Origin of the sequence: Bacillus sp. FSL K6-2869, from assembly GCF_040869405.1 — a bacterium.
GTDB classification, from domain to species: Bacteria; Bacillota; Bacilli; order Bacillales; family Bacillaceae; genus Bacillus; species Bacillus altitudinis.
The window spans coordinates 3,440,585-3,458,170 of record NZ_CP152035.1 but is presented as its reverse complement, the minus strand read 5'-3'; the positions used below and the strand labels follow the sequence as shown (position 1 = coordinate 3,458,170).

General features: G+C 42.0%; 18 protein-coding genes. 15 read left to right on the top strand and 3 right to left on the bottom strand.

The annotated features are described in order from the left end of the window. The 3 genes from MHI58_RS17875 (at window position 1) to MHI58_RS17865 (ending at window position 2,600) form a co-directional block, all read left to right on the top strand. Window positions 1–1,113, top strand: a complete 1,113-nt coding sequence (locus MHI58_RS17875) for an acyl-CoA dehydrogenase family protein (RefSeq protein WP_045033917.1) — start codon at window positions 1–3, stop codon at window positions 1,111–1,113. A 16-nt stretch (window positions 1,114–1,129) separates the two neighbouring features. After that, a complete protein-coding gene (locus tag MHI58_RS17870) occupies window positions 1,130–2,272 on the top strand; it encodes an acyl-CoA dehydrogenase (protein WP_047945753.1) in 1,143 nt (380 codons plus the stop codon). 130 nt (window positions 2,273–2,402) lie between these two features. Next, the gene (locus tag MHI58_RS17865; RefSeq protein ID WP_034647437.1) at window positions 2,403–2,600 is read left to right on the top strand and encodes a hypothetical protein; all 198 of its coding nucleotides are present in this window, start codon (window positions 2,403–2,405) and stop codon (window positions 2,598–2,600) included. 13 nt (window positions 2,601–2,613) lie between these two features. Here the strand turns inward: MHI58_RS17865 and MHI58_RS17860 are convergent, their stop codons facing one another. Then, a complete protein-coding gene (locus MHI58_RS17860; RefSeq protein WP_100324682.1) occupies window positions 2,614–3,093 on the bottom strand; it encodes a DUF2798 domain-containing protein in 480 nt (159 codons plus the stop codon). A 371-nt stretch (window positions 3,094–3,464) separates the two neighbouring features. On the opposite strand from MHI58_RS17860, the gene rpoE reads away from it, so the two are divergent. Beyond that, a complete protein-coding gene (rpoE, locus tag MHI58_RS17855; protein WP_017360054.1) occupies window positions 3,465–4,001 on the top strand; it encodes a DNA-directed RNA polymerase subunit delta in 537 nt (178 codons plus the stop codon). Window positions 4,002–4,239: 238 nt separating this feature from the next. Next, window positions 4,240–5,847: a glutamine hydrolyzing CTP synthase gene (gene pyrG, locus MHI58_RS17850; protein WP_017360053.1), complete on the top strand. Its 1,608-nt coding sequence runs from the start codon at window positions 4,240–4,242 to the stop codon at window positions 5,845–5,847. 41 nt (window positions 5,848–5,888) lie between these two features. On the opposite strand, the gene MHI58_RS17845 is transcribed toward pyrG, so the two are convergent. Continuing rightward, the gene (locus tag MHI58_RS17845) at window positions 5,889–6,419 is read right to left on the bottom strand and encodes a DUF2529 domain-containing protein (RefSeq protein WP_008343445.1); all 531 of its coding nucleotides are present in this window, start codon (window positions 6,417–6,419) and stop codon (window positions 5,889–5,891) included. Between the two features lie 180 nt (window positions 6,420–6,599). On the opposite strand from MHI58_RS17845, the gene MHI58_RS17840 reads away from it, so the two are divergent. The 10 genes from MHI58_RS17840 to MHI58_RS17795 all read left to right on the top strand — a co-directional run bounded on the left by MHI58_RS17840 (window position 6,600) and on the right by MHI58_RS17795 (window position 16,990). Further along, the gene (locus tag MHI58_RS17840; RefSeq protein ID WP_003214681.1) at window positions 6,600–6,974 is read left to right on the top strand and encodes a response regulator; all 375 of its coding nucleotides are present in this window, start codon (window positions 6,600–6,602) and stop codon (window positions 6,972–6,974) included. A gap of 178 nt (window positions 6,975–7,152) precedes the next feature. Further along, on the top strand, window positions 7,153–8,010 hold the full coding sequence (locus MHI58_RS17835) for a class II fructose-bisphosphate aldolase (RefSeq protein ID WP_007497678.1): 858 nt from the start codon (window positions 7,153–7,155) through the stop codon (window positions 8,008–8,010). A gap of 111 nt (window positions 8,011–8,121) precedes the next feature. Beyond that, on the top strand, window positions 8,122–8,760 hold the full coding sequence (gene fsa / locus MHI58_RS17830) for a fructose-6-phosphate aldolase (protein WP_003215343.1): 639 nt from the start codon (window positions 8,122–8,124) through the stop codon (window positions 8,758–8,760). 246 nt (window positions 8,761–9,006) lie between these two features. Then, window positions 9,007–10,296 (top strand): UDP-N-acetylglucosamine 1-carboxyvinyltransferase, encoded by a 1,290-nt coding sequence (locus tag MHI58_RS17825; RefSeq protein WP_017360051.1) that lies wholly within the window; start codon window positions 9,007–9,009, stop codon window positions 10,294–10,296. A gap of 32 nt (window positions 10,297–10,328) precedes the next feature. Further along, window positions 10,329–11,294: a class II fructose-bisphosphatase gene (gene glpX, locus MHI58_RS17820; protein WP_007497670.1), complete on the top strand. Its 966-nt coding sequence runs from the start codon at window positions 10,329–10,331 to the stop codon at window positions 11,292–11,294. 364 nt (window positions 11,295–11,658) lie between these two features. Next, the gene (gene rho, locus MHI58_RS17815; RefSeq protein ID WP_007497667.1) at window positions 11,659–12,942 is read left to right on the top strand and encodes a transcription termination factor Rho; all 1,284 of its coding nucleotides are present in this window, start codon (window positions 11,659–11,661) and stop codon (window positions 12,940–12,942) included. A 130-nt stretch (window positions 12,943–13,072) separates the two neighbouring features. After that, entirely contained in the window at window positions 13,073–13,273 is a 201-nt protein-coding gene (gene rpmE / locus MHI58_RS17810) for a 50S ribosomal protein L31 (protein WP_003215407.1), read from the top strand. An 87-nt stretch (window positions 13,274–13,360) separates the two neighbouring features. Next, window positions 13,361–13,963: a thymidine kinase gene (locus tag MHI58_RS17805; RefSeq protein WP_007497666.1), complete on the top strand. Its 603-nt coding sequence runs from the start codon at window positions 13,361–13,363 to the stop codon at window positions 13,961–13,963. 278 nt (window positions 13,964–14,241) lie between these two features. Beyond that, window positions 14,242–15,942, top strand: coding sequence for an oxaloacetate-decarboxylating malate dehydrogenase (malS, locus tag MHI58_RS17800; RefSeq protein WP_024718762.1), 1,701 nt, complete (start codon window positions 14,242–14,244; stop codon window positions 15,940–15,942). 91 nt (window positions 15,943–16,033) lie between these two features. Continuing rightward, a complete protein-coding gene (locus MHI58_RS17795) occupies window positions 16,034–16,990 on the top strand; it encodes an AEC family transporter (RefSeq protein ID WP_007497662.1) in 957 nt (318 codons plus the stop codon). Window positions 16,991–17,024: 34 nt separating this feature from the next. Here MHI58_RS17795 and racA read toward each other — a convergent pair whose 3' ends face one another. After that, window positions 17,025–17,576: a chromosome-anchoring protein RacA gene (gene racA, locus MHI58_RS17790; protein ID WP_045033922.1), complete on the bottom strand. Its 552-nt coding sequence runs from the start codon at window positions 17,574–17,576 to the stop codon at window positions 17,025–17,027. Between the last annotated feature and the right edge of the window lie 10 nt (window positions 17,577–17,586).

The following is a 17,586-nucleotide window of genomic DNA, read 5'->3' as shown; positions in this document are numbered from 1 at the left end:
ATGGATGTGTTGCTGACAGAAAAACAACGTCTTTGGAGAAAACGAGTAGCAGAATTTGCACGCCAGCATGTATTCCCTGAAATAGAAGCGATGGAACAGGGCGTGTTCCCGAAAATGCTTTTAGCTGAAATGGGTCGGCAAGGCTTTTTAGGCATTCCGATCCCAGATCAGTATCACGGATTAGGGGCAGATTTCACAACCTATATCATGGCGATTCATGAATTATCCAAAGTAAGTGCAACCATCGGTGTCATTGTATCCGTTCATACATCTGTTGTGACGATGCCGATTTTGGCGTTTGGAACGACTGAACAAAAAGAATCCTACGTTCCCAAGCTTGCGTCCGGGCAGAAGCTGGGCGCCTTTTGTCTAACTGAACCGAAGGCAGGATCAGATGCCTCTAGTATTCAGTTGAAAGCAGAACGGGCAGACGATCACTATGTGTTAAATGGAACGAAAATTTTTATCACAAGCGGCGGTGAAGCGGAAGTCTATCTTGTATTTGCCGTGACAGACCCTGCTTCTGCTAAGAAAAATATATCAGCGTTCATTGTGGAGAAGGGGACACCAGGATTTACGATCGGAAAAGATGAGAAGAAGATGGGCCTGCATGGATCAAAAACAGTCACACTTCATTTTGACGGTGTTCGAATTCCAAAAAAACAGCTGCTCGGAGCAGAAGGAGAAGGCTTTCGGATTGCCATGTCTAGCTTAAATGCGGGGAGAATTGGTATTGCGGCTCAAAGCCTTGGTATTGCAGAAGCCGCATTAGCTGAGGCGGTCACGCATTTAAAGCAGCATCCAGCTGGCCTTGAAACGACCATTCGGTTGGGCGATCTGGGCACCAAGCTGGAAGCGGCAAAACTTCTTGTCTATCAAGCAGCTTCTTATAAAGAGGCCAATCGCCCTGTCACGAAGGAAGCGTCGATGGCGAAGTTATTTGCATCTAAAACAGCGGTTGATATTAGTACTGAAGTCATCCATTTGCTTGGTCTAGCCGGTTACACGAAGCAATACCGAGCAGAGCGGTACTTTCGTGATGCGAAAATTTGTGAGATTTATGAAGGAACAAGTGAAATACAAAGGCTGGTTATTTGTAAACAGCTAATATGAAGTGAGGTGGCTCATGATGCAGTTCCAATTAAGTGACGAACACGAAATGATACAAAAAATGGTGAGAGATTTTGCGAAAAATGAAGTGGAGCCAACAGCAGCAGAGCGAGATGAAACAGAATCGTATGATCCCGCTATTTTTCGTCAAATGGCGGAGCTTGGTTTAACGGGAATCCCTTGGCCAGAAGAAAATGGGGGGATTGGTAGTGATTATTTGGCCTATGTCATAGCGGTTGAAGAGCTCTCACGAGTGTGCGCCTCAACAGGCGTCACCCTATCTGCTCACACATCACTCGCCTCATGGCCAATCTATACATTCGGAACAGATGAGCAAAAGGAGACGTATTTAAAGCCGCTTGCAGAAGGACAGAAGATCGGCGCATACGCACTGACCGAGAGCGGCTCGGGTTCAGATGCCGGCGGAATGAAAACAACAGCAGTAAAAGCAGGGAATGAATACGTCTTGAACGGGGCAAAGATTTTTATTACCAATGGAGGCATTGCGGATTATTATATTGTGTTTGCCGTTACCGACCAAGATCCTTCATCCCGTAATACAACCGCTTTTATCGTAGAAAAAGAGACGCAAGGCTTCTCAATAGGCAAAAAAGAAAGCAAACTGGGCATCCGCTCATCGCCAACGACAGAAATCATCTTTGAAGACTGTCGTATACCCGAAAGGAACCGGCTTGGTCAAGAAGGCGAAGGTTTTAAGATAGCGATGATGACACTTGACGGCGGCAGAAACGGTATTGCCGCACAAGCTGTTGGTATTGCTCAAGGTGCTCTGGATGCAGCAGTCAATTATGCAAAGGAGCGTAAACAATTCGGCAAACCAATCATTCAGCAGCAAGGCATTGCTTTTAAGTTAGCGGATATGGCAACGGCAATTGAGGCCTCAAGACTGCTCACCTATCAGGCAGCATGGCTTGAAACGAAAGGGCTTCCGTATGGGAAAGAATCAGCTATGTCCAAGCTCTTTGCCGGTGATACAGCCATGAAGGTGACGACAGAAGCCGTACAAATCTTCGGCGGATACGGCTATACAAAGGATTACCCAGTCGAACGATACATGCGTGATGCGAAAATCACTCAAATCTATGAAGGTACACAAGAAATCCAACGGCTGGTCATCTCACGGAAACTGCTAGATATGTAGAAACCAAGAAAGACCACCTGATATGAGGTGGTCTTTTTTTGTGTGAAATGTGAAATCTCTCCAATATGATCTCATATCACCTGATCACTATGGTAAAATTGGGAAAAGAACCAAAATGGAGGTTATCTTGATGAACACAACATTTATTGGCATTTTAGGAATCGTCACGATGATCATATGGATTATGGTCTCCACAGAGCTTTCAAAGTCTCCAAAAAGGAAGGAAGAAAAAGAAAACAGCCGCAGAAAACTCATTGTACTCGTGTCTGCGGGCACTTTATTCACCGTACCTTTGGTTTTTTCACTCATTCAGAATATCCAGCTGTAACATATCCATTCGACTAAACCGCTGCTGTCTGTTTTAATTTCACCCATTTGAAAAAAACAAAACGGACAAGCGGTCCCATAATCAACATTTGCAAAGGGAACGCCAACATGACATTATGACCGAAAATCGTTAAGTAATCAGATAGAATCGATTGTGTTTGAAATCCTGTGCTGATGCTTTGAACGACATATCCGCATAAAGACATGAGAGACACCATCCCAAACACGATAAAGATAGAAAGAGTGAGAATAAAATAGATTTTCTTGCCTTTTGGGGCAAAACGGTTGGCTGCTTTTTTTGCTGAAGGCCCAACAATACACATCTCAATCAACAACGTGATGGCAAAACCGATCACATAGGTGAGTACACCTTCTAACCATGTCATATGTCCAAGCCGTCCATTTAGAAATAGGTTATAAAAGAACATCACTGAAAACATACAAAAACACATCAAGACACCAAATTGTATATCTTCTTTTTTTGTCATTGGCAATTCGATCAACCTCTCAAAATTAGTCTATTTATTATAGATTTCTGTTTCAATTCGTCGTAAGTGAACATTTTGTGAAGGAATAATTCCCCTTTTTTAAGAAGAGTAAATGGCTTTGTATTCATCAAAAGAGAAGACAAAAAAGCATGCAAAACGTGTGCTTCACACATGAATTGTGCCAATTCGGCACAAATGATTGACCGCTAGAGGCTCCTCTTGTGAAAAAATCAAAAATTAACATCAATAAAGGTGGCATAAACTCCCCTAATTTGTTTATAATGAGAGGTATGGTTTGTCGTAAGAATAAGGTATAAATACTTATTATTTCACTGATAAATGGATACATACATGTAATAGAAAGGGAGTGTCTGACCTTGAGTTTGAAAGAATACTCACAGGAACAGCTCAAACAAATGTCTTTAGTTGAACTTGCTTATGAAATTTTCAGAGACAGCAAAACGCCGATTACGTTTTCCGAGTTAATAGATGAAATGGTCCGTTTGCAAGGGATACAAAAATCTGATCTTGATGATCGACTTGCTCAATTTTATACAGACTTAAATATAGATGGCCGCTTTATTTCGTTAGGTGATCAGAGATGGGGACTTCGCAGCTGGTATCCAGTTGATCAAATCGAAGAAGAAGTTCAGCCAGCTGTGAAAACAAAAGCGAAAAAGAAAAAAACAAAAGCTGCTGTCGTTGAAGAAGACTTCGATGATATTGAAGAGGAAGAAGAAATCGACGAGCTTGAAGAAGATCTTGATCTTGTTGAAGACGACGAGGACCTTGACCTAGACGATGAAGAAATCGATGAAGAGATAGAAGAGTTCGACGAAGATGATGATGAAGATGATGACGGCTTAACGGAAATTGATGAAGACGATTTAGACGATGATGAGGAAGACAAATAACCCTCACAAACCGGTCCTGAAAACAGGACAAAACCGTCTTGACTTTCCAGAGCGAACTATGTAGTATGTATTTTGGGCTCTCTAAAAAAGAGTACGTAAAGATACGTTCATTTACGCTCCCTTTCATTTATTTGAAAGGGAGCTTTCTTATTTTTCAAGAGATTTAGGGATACACTCTAAAAGGATGAAGCTGTGCATGTCTAGTCATGCAAGGGTAAAAAAGAGAGGAGCATACGAAATGACAAAGTATATTTTTGTAACAGGAGGAGTTGTTTCCTCACTTGGAAAAGGGATCACGGCTGCATCGTTAGGCCGCCTTCTGAAAAATAGAGGGATGGATGTCACCATTCAAAAATTTGATCCATATATCAACGTAGACCCAGGGACAATGAGTCCATATCAGCACGGAGAGGTATTTGTCACAGATGACGGTGCTGAAACAGATCTTGACTTAGGTCACTACGAGCGCTTCATTGATATTAACTTGAATAAATACAGCAACGTCACAACTGGTAAAATCTATTCTACAGTCCTGAAAAAAGAGCGCCGCGGCGACTATTTAGGTGGAACCGTACAGGTCATTCCCCATATTACAAATGAAATCAAAGACCGTGTGTACCGTGCAGGGAAAGAAACGGGTGCAGATGTTGTCATTACAGAAATCGGTGGAACAGTTGGAGATATCGAATCCCTTCCATTCCTAGAAGCGATTCGTCAAATGAAGAGTGACATCGGCCGTGAAAACGTGATGTACATTCATTGTACCCTTGTTCCTTACATCCGTGCTGCAGGCGAACTGAAAACAAAACCAACACAGCATAGTGTAAAAGAACTTCGTAGTCTAGGTATTCAGCCAAATGTCATTGTGGTCAGAACTGAAATGCCATTGGCACAAGACATGAAGGACAAAATTGCGCTATTCTGTGATATTGATACGAAAGCAGTCATCGAATGTCAGGATGCAGATACCCTTTATTCGATTCCGCTTGATTTACAAAAACAAGGATTAGACAAGCTTGTATGTGAGCACATGAAGCTTGACTGTCAAGATGCGGACATGACGGAGTGGACGGCGCTTGTTGATAAAGTGCAAAACCTTTCAAAACAAGTCACAATTGGTCTTGTAGGGAAATATGTTGAGCTGCAAGATGCATACATTTCTGTCGTTGAATCACTTCGTCATGCGGGCTATGCATTTGATGCGGATGTTCAAATCAAATGGATCAACGCAGAAGAAGTCACAGCAGAAAATATGGCTGATTTCGCTCAAGATGTAGACGGCATTATTGTTCCTGGAGGCTTCGGAGACCGCGGAGTAGAAGGGAAAATCATTGCAACACAATATGCGCGCGAAAACAAAGTGCCATTCTTCGGAATTTGCTTAGGTATGCAAGTCGCATCTATCGAATATGCGAGAAACGTACTAGGTTTAGAGGGAGCACATTCCGCTGAAATTGATCCGGAAACAGCATTCCCAATCATCGACCTTCTTCCAGAACAGAAGGATGTTGATGACTTAGGTGGAACACTTCGCCTCGGCCTATACCCTTGTAAATTAAACGAAGACTCAAAAGCATTTGCTGCATACAATGACGAAGTCGTGTACGAACGCCACCGTCATCGCTATGAGTTTAATAACGAATTCAGACAGCAAATGGAAGCAGCAGGTTTTGTCTTCTCTGGTACAAGCCCAGACGGACGCCTTGTTGAAATCATTGAACTGAAGGATCACCCCTGGTTCCTTGCTTCTCAGTTCCATCCAGAATTCATTTCAAGACCGACAAGACCACAGCCGTTATTTAGAGATTTCGTTGGTGCTTCACTACAGGCATCTGAATCAAAATAAAACAAAAAACTGCCGAGAATATCATCTTCTCGGCAGTTTTTTTATTCATATTCCTCAACGATTTCTTTCACAGTAAACGATAGAGCATGGTAGACATATAAGCAGGTCATCAGTGCAGGATAGCCGAACCTTGTTCCATCTTCAGCAGGCACAAGTGGTTTTTTGAGCTGAAAATCAATGTGGACATCACAATGCTCTTCAATGAATGATGTCTCCTTTTGTGCAGGACCGACCCCGACAATAGGTGTACCTTGTTCGTGCAGCTCTTTGACAAGGGATTGAATCTCTTGATCTTCTGGATCTGAATAAAATAAAAGCACCCTGTCACTTGGATGAAGTAAGCTGCGCTCCTTTTGATCCAGCGGCAGAACCTTCGCACCCGGAAACGGCTCCTTGCTCTCAGATGCCTCTAAGGCTACAGCCGCCAGTTCATTCTTGCCATGAAAATACACGGCATGTCCACTGACAACGGCCTGAGCAAGAAGGCGTGCACCGTCTTCGATCGCTTCGGCCTGCTTATCTCCAATACGTGAAAAAATACCTGATAATTGGGTAGTGAAAATTTTTAACAAGACTCATTTCCTCCTTCTGTCAGATCATTTTATAATAGAATATAAAGAGAATATTAGGAAAAATGCTCAGAAAATGTCGTAAAGTAAACTATTATAATTAAAGGAAATGTGAAAATCAAACAGAATTATTTAACAACAGCTCTTTTTATGGCGAAAAATGAAAGCAATGGGGTGTAACAGATGAATGAGAAAATTTTAATTGTCGATGATCAGTACGGTATTAGAATATTGCTGAATGAAGTGTTTCATAAAGAAGGCTATCAAACCTTTCAAGCCGCTAATGGACTACAGGCATTAGATATTGTGAAAAACCATAGACCAAACCTCGTCCTGCTTGATATGAAGATTCCCGGAATGGATGGCATTGAGATTTTAAAACGCATGAAATTAATTGATGAAGACATCCGCGTGATCATTATGACAGCTTATGGCGAACTAGATATGATTCAAGAGTCTAAAGAGCTCGGTGCATTAACGCATTTTGCTAAACCATTTGATATTGATGAAATCCGTGATGCAGTCAAAGAATACTTGCCGCTCGAAACAAATGGCTAGATGGAAATGATTGAATCAAGTCATTCTGTTGCCGATTTGTCGAATAATTGGTATTCTAGATAAGAAGAAGAAAGCGATCTGACTTTGAAAGTTTACATATGGCGAGAAATTCTGGTCATGCTAGGGTGGAGAGCTTTTTTTAGTAAGCAAATTAGCTACATAGGGAGGATTTTTCATCATGCCTTTAGTTTCAATGACAGAAATGTTGAAAGACGCAAAGGAAAAAGGTTACGCTGTTGGACAGTTTAACTTAAATAACTTAGAATTCACGCAAGCGATTTTACAAGCTGCTGAAGAAGAGAAATCTCCAGTTATCTTAGGAGTATCTGAAGGAGCAGGACGCTACATGGGCGGCTTTAAAACAGTTGTCGCAATGGTAAAAGCGTTAATCGAAGAATATAATGTAACAGTTCCTGTTGCGATTCATTTAGATCACGGTTCAAGCTTTGAATCTTGTGCAAAAGCCATTCATGCAGGATTTACTTCTGTGATGATTGATGCTTCTCACCATCCATTTGATGAGAACGTAGCGACAACTGCAAAAGTAGTTGAGCTTGCACATTTCCACGGTGTATCTGTAGAAGCTGAGCTTGGAACTGTTGGTGGACAAGAAGACGACGTCATCGCTGAGGGCGTTATTTATGCTGATCCAAAAGAGTGCCAAGAGCTTGTAGAACGTACTGGTATTGACTGCCTTGCGCCTGCACTAGGTTCAGTTCATGGTCCATACAAAGGTGAACCAAACCTTGGTTTCGCTGAAATGGAAGAAATCGGTAAAACAACTGGACTTCCACTTGTTCTTCACGGCGGAACAGGTATCCCAACTGCTGACATCAAGCGTGCGATTTCACTTGGTACAGCAAAAATCAATGTAAACACTGAAAACCAAATTGCTTCTGCGAAAGCAGTTCGCGAAACACTTGCTGCAAAAACAGAAGAGTATGATCCACGTAAATATCTTGGACCAGCTCGTGACGCAATTAAAGCGACTGTTATCGGCAAAATGCGTGAATTTGGTTCTTCTAACCAAGCATAATTTGATGAGAACCGAAAGCCGCCTGAGTCACAGGCGGTTTTCTCCATATCTTGAGAAAGCGCAATCAAATTTACATTTCAGACAATTTATTGATAGGAGAGTGGCACAGTTATGTTATTTTTCGTAGACACAGCGAATATCGCAGACATCAAAGAGGCACACGAGCTTGGCATTTTAGCAGGCGTGACAACAAACCCTAGTTTAGTAGCGAAAGAAAAGGACGTATCGTTCCACGACCGCCTTCGTGAAATCACTGATGTGGTATCAGGTTCAGTTAGTGCGGAAGTCATTTCTCTCAAAGCAGAAGAAATGATCGAAGAAGGAAAAGAGCTTGCTGCTATTGCGCCAAATATCACAGTGAAAATCCCAATGACAACAGACGGTCTTAAAGCGGTCAAAGCGTTAACAGACCTTGGGATTAAAACAAACGTCACGTTGATTTTTAGTGCAAACCAGGCACTTCTTGCAGCTAGAGCTGGTGCGACGTATGTCTCTCCATTCCTCGGCCGCTTAGATGACATTGGCCAAAATGGTCTTGATCTCATTAGTGAAGTGAAAACCATTTTTGATGTTCATGGATTAGATACACAAATCATTGCTGCATCCATTCGTCACCCGCAACATGTGACAGAAGCTGCGCTTAGAGGTGCTCATATCGGCACAATGCCGCTGAAAGTCATCAAGCAGCTGACAAAACACCCATTAACGGATGCAGGCATTGAGCAATTTTTAGCAGACTGGAATAAATAAGTGATTGTGGCAGACGGATACGCATCCGTTTGCCGCAGTTTTCCTTAAATACGCTAAGAAATGTTTTGTGCAAAGAAGAGAACATCACAGCCTCGCAAAGCTTCGATTATTTTTCTTCCGACAAATTTCGTTTAACCTGTATTCTTTCTCTTGATATTGGCTAAATTTTGGACAAGACCTTTTAAAGCGCGACATCCACAAACAGTATAACTCCAACAGTGATCTTCTTTAAGAAGGGAGACAAATATGGAAAAGTTAAACATTGCCGGCGGTGACCCCTTGCGCGGGACCGTACATATTAGTGGTGCGAAAAATAGTGCTGTGGCACTGATTCCTGCCACGATTCTCGCTGATTCTCCAGTAACCATTGAAGGCCTTCCGCATATTTCAGATATTGACACATTACGAGATCTGTTAGAAGAGATTGGCGGAAAGGTCACGTTTGAAAAAGGTGAGATGGTTGTCAATCCTACCTCCATGATCAGTATGCCGCTTCCTAATGGGAAAGTGAAGAAACTACGAGCATCCTATTATTTAATGGGCGCCATGCTCGGTAGATTCAAGCAGGCTGTCATTGGGTTGCCAGGGGGATGTCACTTAGGACCTAGACCGATCGATCAGCATATCAAAGGCTTTGAAGCACTTGGAGCCGAGGTGACAAACGAACAGGGTGCGATTTATTTGCGCGCTGAAAAATTAGTCGGAGCCCGAATTTATCTTGATGTTGTCAGTGTAGGTGCGACCATCAACATCATGCTGGCAGCCGTGCTGGCTGAAGGGAAAACAGTGATTGAAAATGCCGCAAAAGAACCCGAAATTATTGATGTAGCGACACTGCTTGCAAGCATGGGAGCTAAAATCAAAGGTGCGGGGACGGATGTGATTCGGATCGAAGGTGTGGAATCTCTCCATGGTTGCAGGCATTCCATCATCCCTGACCGCATAGAAGCAGGTACATTTTTAATTGCAGGTGCAGCGATGGGGGATGAAGTTGTGCTTGATAATGTGATCCCAACTCATTTAGAATCAATTACGGCGAAACTTAGAGAGATGGGGTTCACAATTGAAACAAGCAACGATCAAATGCTGATCGTTGGCAGAAATGAAGGACTCAAGCCTGTCGATATCAAAACCCTTGTGTATCCGGGCTTTCCGACCGATCTTCAACAGCCGATGACGGCTTTGTTAACAAAAGCGAAAGGCACGAGTGTCGTGACAGATACCATTTACTCTGCCCGCTTTAAACACATTGACGAATTGCGTCGAATGGGTGCTAATATGAAGGTGGAAGGAAGATCTGCCATTATTACAGGTCAAACGCAGCTTCAAGGTGCAAAGGTCAAAGCAAGTGATCTGCGAGCAGGTGCTTGTCTCGTTGTTGCAGGGTTAATGGCAGACGGTGTGACCGAAATCACAGGGCTTGAACATATAGACAGAGGATATAGTATGCTTGAGGAGAAGCTTGAAGGCTTGGGTGCAACCATCTGGCGTGAAAAGCTGAGTGACCAAGAAATAGAAGAACTTCAAAATTCATAAGGCTTTGACTGTGAGAGGAGATTTGGACAAAAATGGAAAGAAGTTTATCGATGGAACTAGTACGGGTGACAGAAGCAGCTGCATTAAAATCTGCTCGTTGGATGGGTAGAGGTTTAAAAGACGAAGCGGATGATGCTGCAACAAGTGCCATGCGTGATGTATTTGATACGATTCCGATGAAGGGAACTGTGGTCATCGGCGAGGGAGAAATGGACGAAGCGCCAATGCTTTATATTGGGGAAAAGCTTGGAAACGGATATGGACCTCGCGTGGATGTCGCTGTTGATCCATTGGAAGGAACAAATATTGTAGCAAGCGGCGGCTGGAATGCTTTAGCTGTTATCGCTGTTGCAGATCATGGCAACTTGCTGAATGCACCTGATATGTACATGGATAAGATCGCAGTAGGTCCAGAAGCGGTAGGCTGCATCGACATTGAAGCGCCTGTCATTGACAATCTTCGTGCTGTTGCAAAAGCAAAGAACAAAGATATTGAAGATGTTGTTGCGACAATTTTAAACAGAGAGCGACATGAAAAGATCATTGCTGAGCTGAGAGAAGCTGGAGCAAGAATCAAGCTGATCGATGATGGTGACGTTGCAGGAGCCATTAATACAGCATTTGATCACACAGGTGTTGATATTCTATTTGGTTCAGGTGGAGCGCCTGAAGGTGTCCTTTCTGCTGTTGCGTTAAAAGCACTTGGTGGAGAAATCCACGGTAAGCTTCTTCCACAAAGTGAAGAAGAGCTGAGACGCTGTGAGAAAATGGGGCTGGATGTTGGAAAAGTCCTCAGAATGGAAGACCTCGTGAAAGGCGATGACGCCATTTTTGCAGCGACAGGTGTAACAGATGGCGAGTTATTAAAAGGTGTTCAATTTAAAGGCTCTGTTGGAACAACACATAGTGTTGTCATGCGTGCGAAATCAGGTACTGTTCGATTCGTCGATGGCAGACACAGTTTAAAGAAAAAACCGAATCTTGTCATTCGTCCGTAATCTGAAAGCGGGTATTCTTTACCCGCTTTTCATATAGGTGTCAAATATATATCATTTTCTTTTTAAAGTTGAATATTCCCTGCAAATGAGGTAAAACTAAAGAGTGCTGCGAAATTTTCTGCGAATTTACTTCTTTTAAGCTTCAACAAGTTTAAATACTGCCGCATCATGACGATATACTCATTATCCTTCTCTATGTTGACAAAGCTCAATTTCACATTGTTCCTATCTTTACGATAAAACGAGTGGGAGCGTTACCATGAGAGCGAGGTCATTCCAACAAAAACGGAATTAAAAGCTAATCAAATACAATGGTCATGCATTTGTAATGAAATACATTGACTAGAAAAGTGTGGTGTCCATATTGAAAGATGTTTCGATTTCATCTTTGGAAAATATGAAATTAAAAGAGCTGTATGAGTTAGCAAAAAAGTACAAAATCTCTTATTACAGCAAACTAACAAAAAAAGAATTAATTTTTGCCATCTTAAAGGCGAATGCTGAGCAAGAGGATCTCTTATTTATGGAAGGGGTTCTAGAAATTATTCAGTCAGAGGGATTTGGTTTCTTAAGACCAATTAACTACTCCCCAAGTTCTGAAGACATTTATATTTCAGCTTCACAAATCAGACGCTTTGATTTAAGAAATGGTGATAAGGTGTCTGGAAAGGTACGACCTCCAAAAGAGAATGAACGCTACTATGGCCTCCTTCATGTCGAAGCGGTAAATGGGGACGACCCAGAATCAGCTAAGGAACGTGTTCACTTTCCTGCACTCACGCCGCTATTCCCTGATCGTCAAATGATTCTTGAAACACAGCCTAATCACCTGTCTACTAGAATTATGGATATGATGGCGCCAGTTGGGTTTGGGCAACGTGGTTTAATTGTTGCACCGCCTAAGGCTGGGAAAACCATTTTGCTCAAAGAAATTGCCAACAGCATCTCTGAAAATCATCCAGAGGCAGAACTGATTGTTCTTCTTATTGACGAACGTCCAGAGGAAGTAACAGATATCGAACGTTCTGTTGCAGGGGATGTCGTTAGCTCAACCTTTGACGAAGTACCGGAAAACCACATTAAAGTAGCAGAGCTTGTATTAGAGCGTGCGATGCGTCTAGTTGAACATAAAAAAGATGTCATCATCTTAATGGACAGCATCACAAGGCTTGCTCGTGCATACAACCTTGTCATCCCGCCAAGCGGCCGAACGCTTTCCGGCGGTATTGATCCAGCGGCTTTCCACCGTCCAAAACGCTTCTTTGGTGCTGCGCGTAACATCGAAGAAGGTGGGAGCTTGACCATTTTAGCTACTGCACTTGTTGATACGGGATCACGTATGGATGATGTGATTTATGAAGAGTTTAAAGGAACAGGAAACATGGAGCTCCATTTAGATCGTTCTCTTGCAGAAAGAAGAATTTTCCCAGCCATCGACATTCGTCGTTCCGGTACAAGAAAAGAAGAACTGCTTGTGCCTAAAGAACATCTTGATCGTCTATGGGCGATGAGAAAATCAATGTCAGATACACCTGATTTCGCTGAGAAATTCATGCGCAAAATGAGAAAAACAAAGACAAACCAAGAATTTTTCGATATTTTAACGCAAGAGTGGAAACAAGCAAATATGTCTGCATCAAGAAGATAGCTTCCTGAAAAAATACATTTGCAATCATAGACTCACACTGTTATAATTTTATCATGTGCGTTTCAGAATTTATTCTGAGATATTAACTCTGTTTCCGAATTGGATTCAGGGCGGAAGGAGATGACAGTAGATGAAAACAGGAATTCATCCTAACTACAAAAAAGCTACAGTCAAATGCGCTTGTGGAAATGAGTTTGAAACTGGATCAGTAAAAGAAGAGGTACGCATCGAGATTTGCTCTGAGTGCCATCCTTTCTATACAGGCCGTCAAAAATTCGCTTCTGCTGATGGACGTGTTGACCGCTTTAACAAAAAATACGGTCTTAAGTAATAATAGATACAATAAACAGGCAGGAATCCGTTCTTGCCTGTTTTTTTACGTGGATTGATGGAACTTTAAAACGGGGGAGAAGACCTTATGTATGTGATGAAACAAAGCGGTTGGCTTGAAGTCATCTGCGGAAGTATGTTTTCTGGAAAGTCGGAAGAATTGATTCGGAGAGCCAAAAGAGCCACCTTTGCCAAACAAGAAGTAAAAATATTCAAACCAGCGATTGATAACCGGTATAGCACAAGCTCAGTTGTGTCACATAACGGTTCATCCGTCGATGGGATTGCAGTAACCTCACCAAAAGACATAATAACGCACATATCAGAACGAACCGATGTCATTGGCATTGATGAGGTGCAATTTTTTGATGAGACAATCATTGATATTGTCACTCAATTGGCTGATAAAGGCTACCGAGTCATTGTTGCAGGCCTTGATCAAGACTTCAGAGGAGAGCCATTTGGTGTTGTTCCGCATTTAATGGCATGTGCAGAGCTTGTAACAAAACTTCAAGCAGTTTGTTCGGTATGCGGCTCCCCAGCGAGTAGAACACAACGCTTGATCGACGGTAAACCCGCATCTTATGATGATCCCATTATTTTAGTAGGTGCGCAGGAATCATACGAAGCACGATGCAGACATCACCATGAAGTACCAAAACTAGATGTTGGTACAACACTTGACAATTAAAAAAATAGCAAATGCCGCTGTGTTTCGTTTTTCGAGTTTTGGCTGAACACCCATCATTTGTACTTAAATAAATTAAATAACGCTACGAAAAAATTATCTAATTTTCAACGCTTGCGTTTTGGTATAAGCAGGCATAAAATGACTAACTGTAGTGTAAAGCATTTAAACGAAAAGTTCGATTTCTTGTCATAATTTTTTTGATTAAGGATTTTTCTCCTTGATCGTTCTTTGTATTAATAGTTCACTTTATTTATATTTTAGAAAGAGGGTAGTTTTTGATGAACAACGTGAAGAAAACAAAAGAAGGGTACCTCGAAACCACTTTGACAGGTAAAGATGTATTATCGATTCCAACGTTGAACAAAGGCGTTGCTTTCTCTGAAGAAGAAAGACAAGAGCTTGGACTAGAAGGATTACTTCCTCCAACTGTTCTGACTTTAGAACAGCAAGCAGAGAGAGCATACAAGCAATTTCTAGCTCAGCCAGATCGTCTTCGTCAAAACGTATACTTAAGTGATTTGCAAAACCGTAACGAAGTATTATTCTATAAGCTTCTAACGGACAAGCTTCGTGAAATGCTTCCTGTTGTTTACACACCAACTGTTGGTGAAGCGATTCAAGAATACAGCCATGAATACAGAAGACCTCATGGTGTCTACCTTTCAATCGACAACATTGACGGTATTGAGAAAGCATTTGAAAACTTACATGCAACAGCAGGCGACATCGACCTCATCGTAGCAACTGACTCTGAGAGTATTCTTGGAATTGGTGACTGGGGTGTTGGTGGTATCAACATCGCAATTGGTAAATTAGCTGTTTACACGGCTGCAGCAGGGATTGATCCAAGCCGCGTGATTCCAGTTGTATTAGATGTTGGAACTAACAATGAAAAACTATTAAATGATCCATTGTACATCGGGAACCACCACAAACGTGTACAAGGTGAAAAATACGAAGAGTTCATTGATGCGTATGTCAAAGCAGCACTTAAATTCTTCCCGAAAGCATTGCTTCACTGGGAAGACCTTGGAAACAAAAATGCGCGTAACATCATGAAAAAATACAACGACAACATCTTAACATTTAATGATGATATCCAAGGTACTGGTGCCATTACTTTAGCGGGTGTTCTTGCAGCTGTCAAGAAAACTGGTACTCAATTGAAAGATCACCGTGTGATGATTTTCGGAGCTGGATCAGCTGGAATCGGAATCGCCGATCAAATGCGTGACACAATGGTTCTTGAAGGTCTAAGTGAAGAAGAAGCAAACAATGCATTCTGGACGTTAGACTACAGAGGATTGCTAACAGATCAGTTTGAAGATGAAGTGCTTGATTTCCAAAAACCATACCTTCGTTCTTCTGATGAAGTAGAAGGCTGGGCTCGTGATGAAAAAGGACAAATCTCATTTGCTGAAGCTGTTCGCAAGGTGAAGCCAACCATTCTTATTGGTACATCAGGTCAAGGCGGCGCATTCACTGAAGAAATTATTAAAGAAATCGCAGCTCATACAGAGCGTCCAGTGATCATGCCGATGTCTAACCCAACTCCACTTGCTGAAGCAGTACCGGAAGATCTATTCAAATGGACAGACGGTCGTGCGCTTGTTGCAACTGGAAGCCCATTCGAAAATGTCGAGTATAACGGAATTGAACATGAAATCGGACAATCAAACAATGCGTTCGTTTTCCCTGGACTTGGTCTTGGTTCAATCGTAACGGAATCAAAAATTATCACAAAAGGCATGTTCGTTGCTTCTGCAAATGCGATCGCTGAAATGGTTGATCATGAAAAACCAGGCGCTGGACTGCTTCCAAGCATTGATAAATTGCAAGAAGTATCAATCAAGGTAGCTGTTGAAGTAGCAAAAGCAGCAATTAAAGATGGTGTCGCAAGAAGAACACCTGACAACATCGAACAAGCTGTGAAAGATGCTATGTGGATTCCTGAATATAAAAAAATTGTAAGAGCATAATAAAATGTGTAACGCGGCATTGTTTCGGGTAATGTAAGCAATGCCGCTATAAAATAAGAAACATGTAAAGGATTCAAGGAGGAATAGTAAGATGGACTTTTTAAATATTTTGATCCTCCTAGCACCGATTTTTTTCGTTATCGCGCTGGGTTGGTTCGCAGGGAACTTCGGCAGCTATGACGCTAAATCTGCAAAAGGTGTAAGTACACTTGTTACAAAGTATGCTTTACCAGCGCACTTTATCGCCAGCATTCTGTCAACACCAAAAGATAAATTCTATAGTCAAATTCCATTTTTCGTTGCATTGATTCTCGGAATCGTAGGCTTTTATATCATTATCCTTTTAGTTACGAAATTTGCTTTTAAATATGATTTAACAGATTCATCTGTTTTCTCATTAAACTCAGCACAACCGACCTTTGCATTTATGGGGATTCCGGTCTTGGGCAGTTTATTTGGGGCTCAAGAAGTTGCAATTCCGATTGCTATTACCGGAATAGTTGTAAATGCATTGCTTGATCCAATTGCTATTATTGTGTCAACTGTCGGTGAAAAAACAAAAGGAAAAGCCAAAGACGGCGAAAGTTTCCTGAAAATGACGACGAAAGCGATTTTGCACGGTTTATCAGAGCCGCTTGCGCTTGCACCGTTAGCAAGTATCATTCTTGTTCTATTAGGATTTAAACTTCCTGAAATCGGACATGAAATGCTAGAGGAAATTGGAAGTGTGACATCAGGGGTTGCGCTCTTTGCAGTCGGTGTCACAGTCGGTATCCGCAAAATTAAACTGAGCTTACCAGCTTTCAGTATCGCATTGCTCAAAGTAGCTGTACAACCGTTACTTATGTATTTTATCGCCATTCTTATGGGTCTTTCGGCGGATGAAATTACAAAAGCTGTATTGCTTGTTGCCTTCCCAGGTTCAGCTGTTGCGGCCATGATCGCCACTCGATTTGAGAAACAGGAAGCAGAAACAGCATCGGCATTTGTGATCAGTGCGATCATGTCACTCATTACATTACCGATCATTATTGCACTTACCGTATAATATAGTAGAAAGGCTGCCTTATAGGCAGCCTTTCTTAGCGAAATGAATGAAACAGAGGGAAGAGCACGCGCTTTTTTTTCATGTCGGGGTGTGCCTTTTCCTTTTCTTCTTCTTTTGATGGTTTTGGTTTTGTCAATGTGGTTGTGAGGCGTTCTAATTTTGCAGTTAATTCTTCAATTTCTCTTCTGTGCTGGAGGAGCTGGTAGGAAACGCCTTCATCTGCTTTCTTAGCGAGTTTCCGTTCTATTTCTTGGAAACGGGCTTCAATATGACTGACATGTGATTGCTCTTGAAGGAGCTGTTTCACTTGTTCTTCTAAGGCTTCTATCCGTTTTGATGAGTCAGAAGTTTCTACAGCAGGTGATAATTGCTGGGCGGTTTCTTCATGGATCGGCAGTCTAATGTCATGGAGAATCACACCTTCGTTCATTTGGTGTTGGACCTCTTTGAGCAGCTGGACAATGTCATCATGAAATTCGTAATGTCCAAGTTCATTCCGGGCGACAGGGATGTTGAGCTGTTTAACCCAGCGCTGAATGGTTTTTGAAGATACACCAATTTCCTTTGCAACCTCATTTGTATTCAAACCAAATGCC

Excerpts from the sequence above, each read along its gene's own strand:
- MHI58_RS17875 (WP_045033917.1), top strand. The coding sequence starts at position 1 with ATGGATGTGTTGCTGACAGAAAAACAACGTCTTTGGAGAAAACGAGTA.
- MHI58_RS17870 (WP_047945753.1), top strand. The coding sequence starts at position 1,130 with ATGCAGTTCCAATTAAGTGACGAACACGAAATGATACAAAAAATGGTG.
- MHI58_RS17865 (WP_034647437.1), top strand. The coding sequence starts at position 2,403 with ATGAACACAACATTTATTGGCATTTTAGGAATCGTCACGATGATCATA.
- pyrG (WP_017360053.1), top strand. The coding sequence starts at position 4,240 with ATGACAAAGTATATTTTTGTAACAGGAGGAGTTGTTTCCTCACTTGGA.
- MHI58_RS17840 (WP_003214681.1), top strand. The coding sequence starts at position 6,600 with ATGAATGAGAAAATTTTAATTGTCGATGATCAGTACGGTATTAGAATA.
- MHI58_RS17835 (WP_007497678.1), top strand. The coding sequence starts at position 7,153 with ATGCCTTTAGTTTCAATGACAGAAATGTTGAAAGACGCAAAGGAAAAA.
- fsa (WP_003215343.1), top strand. The coding sequence starts at position 8,122 with ATGTTATTTTTCGTAGACACAGCGAATATCGCAGACATCAAAGAGGCA.
- MHI58_RS17825 (WP_017360051.1), top strand. The coding sequence starts at position 9,007 with ATGGAAAAGTTAAACATTGCCGGCGGTGACCCCTTGCGCGGGACCGTA.
- glpX (WP_007497670.1), top strand. The coding sequence starts at position 10,329 with ATGGAAAGAAGTTTATCGATGGAACTAGTACGGGTGACAGAAGCAGCT.
- rpmE (WP_003215407.1), top strand. The coding sequence starts at position 13,073 with ATGAAAACAGGAATTCATCCTAACTACAAAAAAGCTACAGTCAAATGC.
- MHI58_RS17805 (WP_007497666.1), top strand. The coding sequence starts at position 13,361 with ATGTATGTGATGAAACAAAGCGGTTGGCTTGAAGTCATCTGCGGAAGT.
- malS (WP_024718762.1), top strand. The coding sequence starts at position 14,242 with ATGAACAACGTGAAGAAAACAAAAGAAGGGTACCTCGAAACCACTTTG.
- MHI58_RS17795 (WP_007497662.1), top strand. The coding sequence starts at position 16,034 with ATGGACTTTTTAAATATTTTGATCCTCCTAGCACCGATTTTTTTCGTT.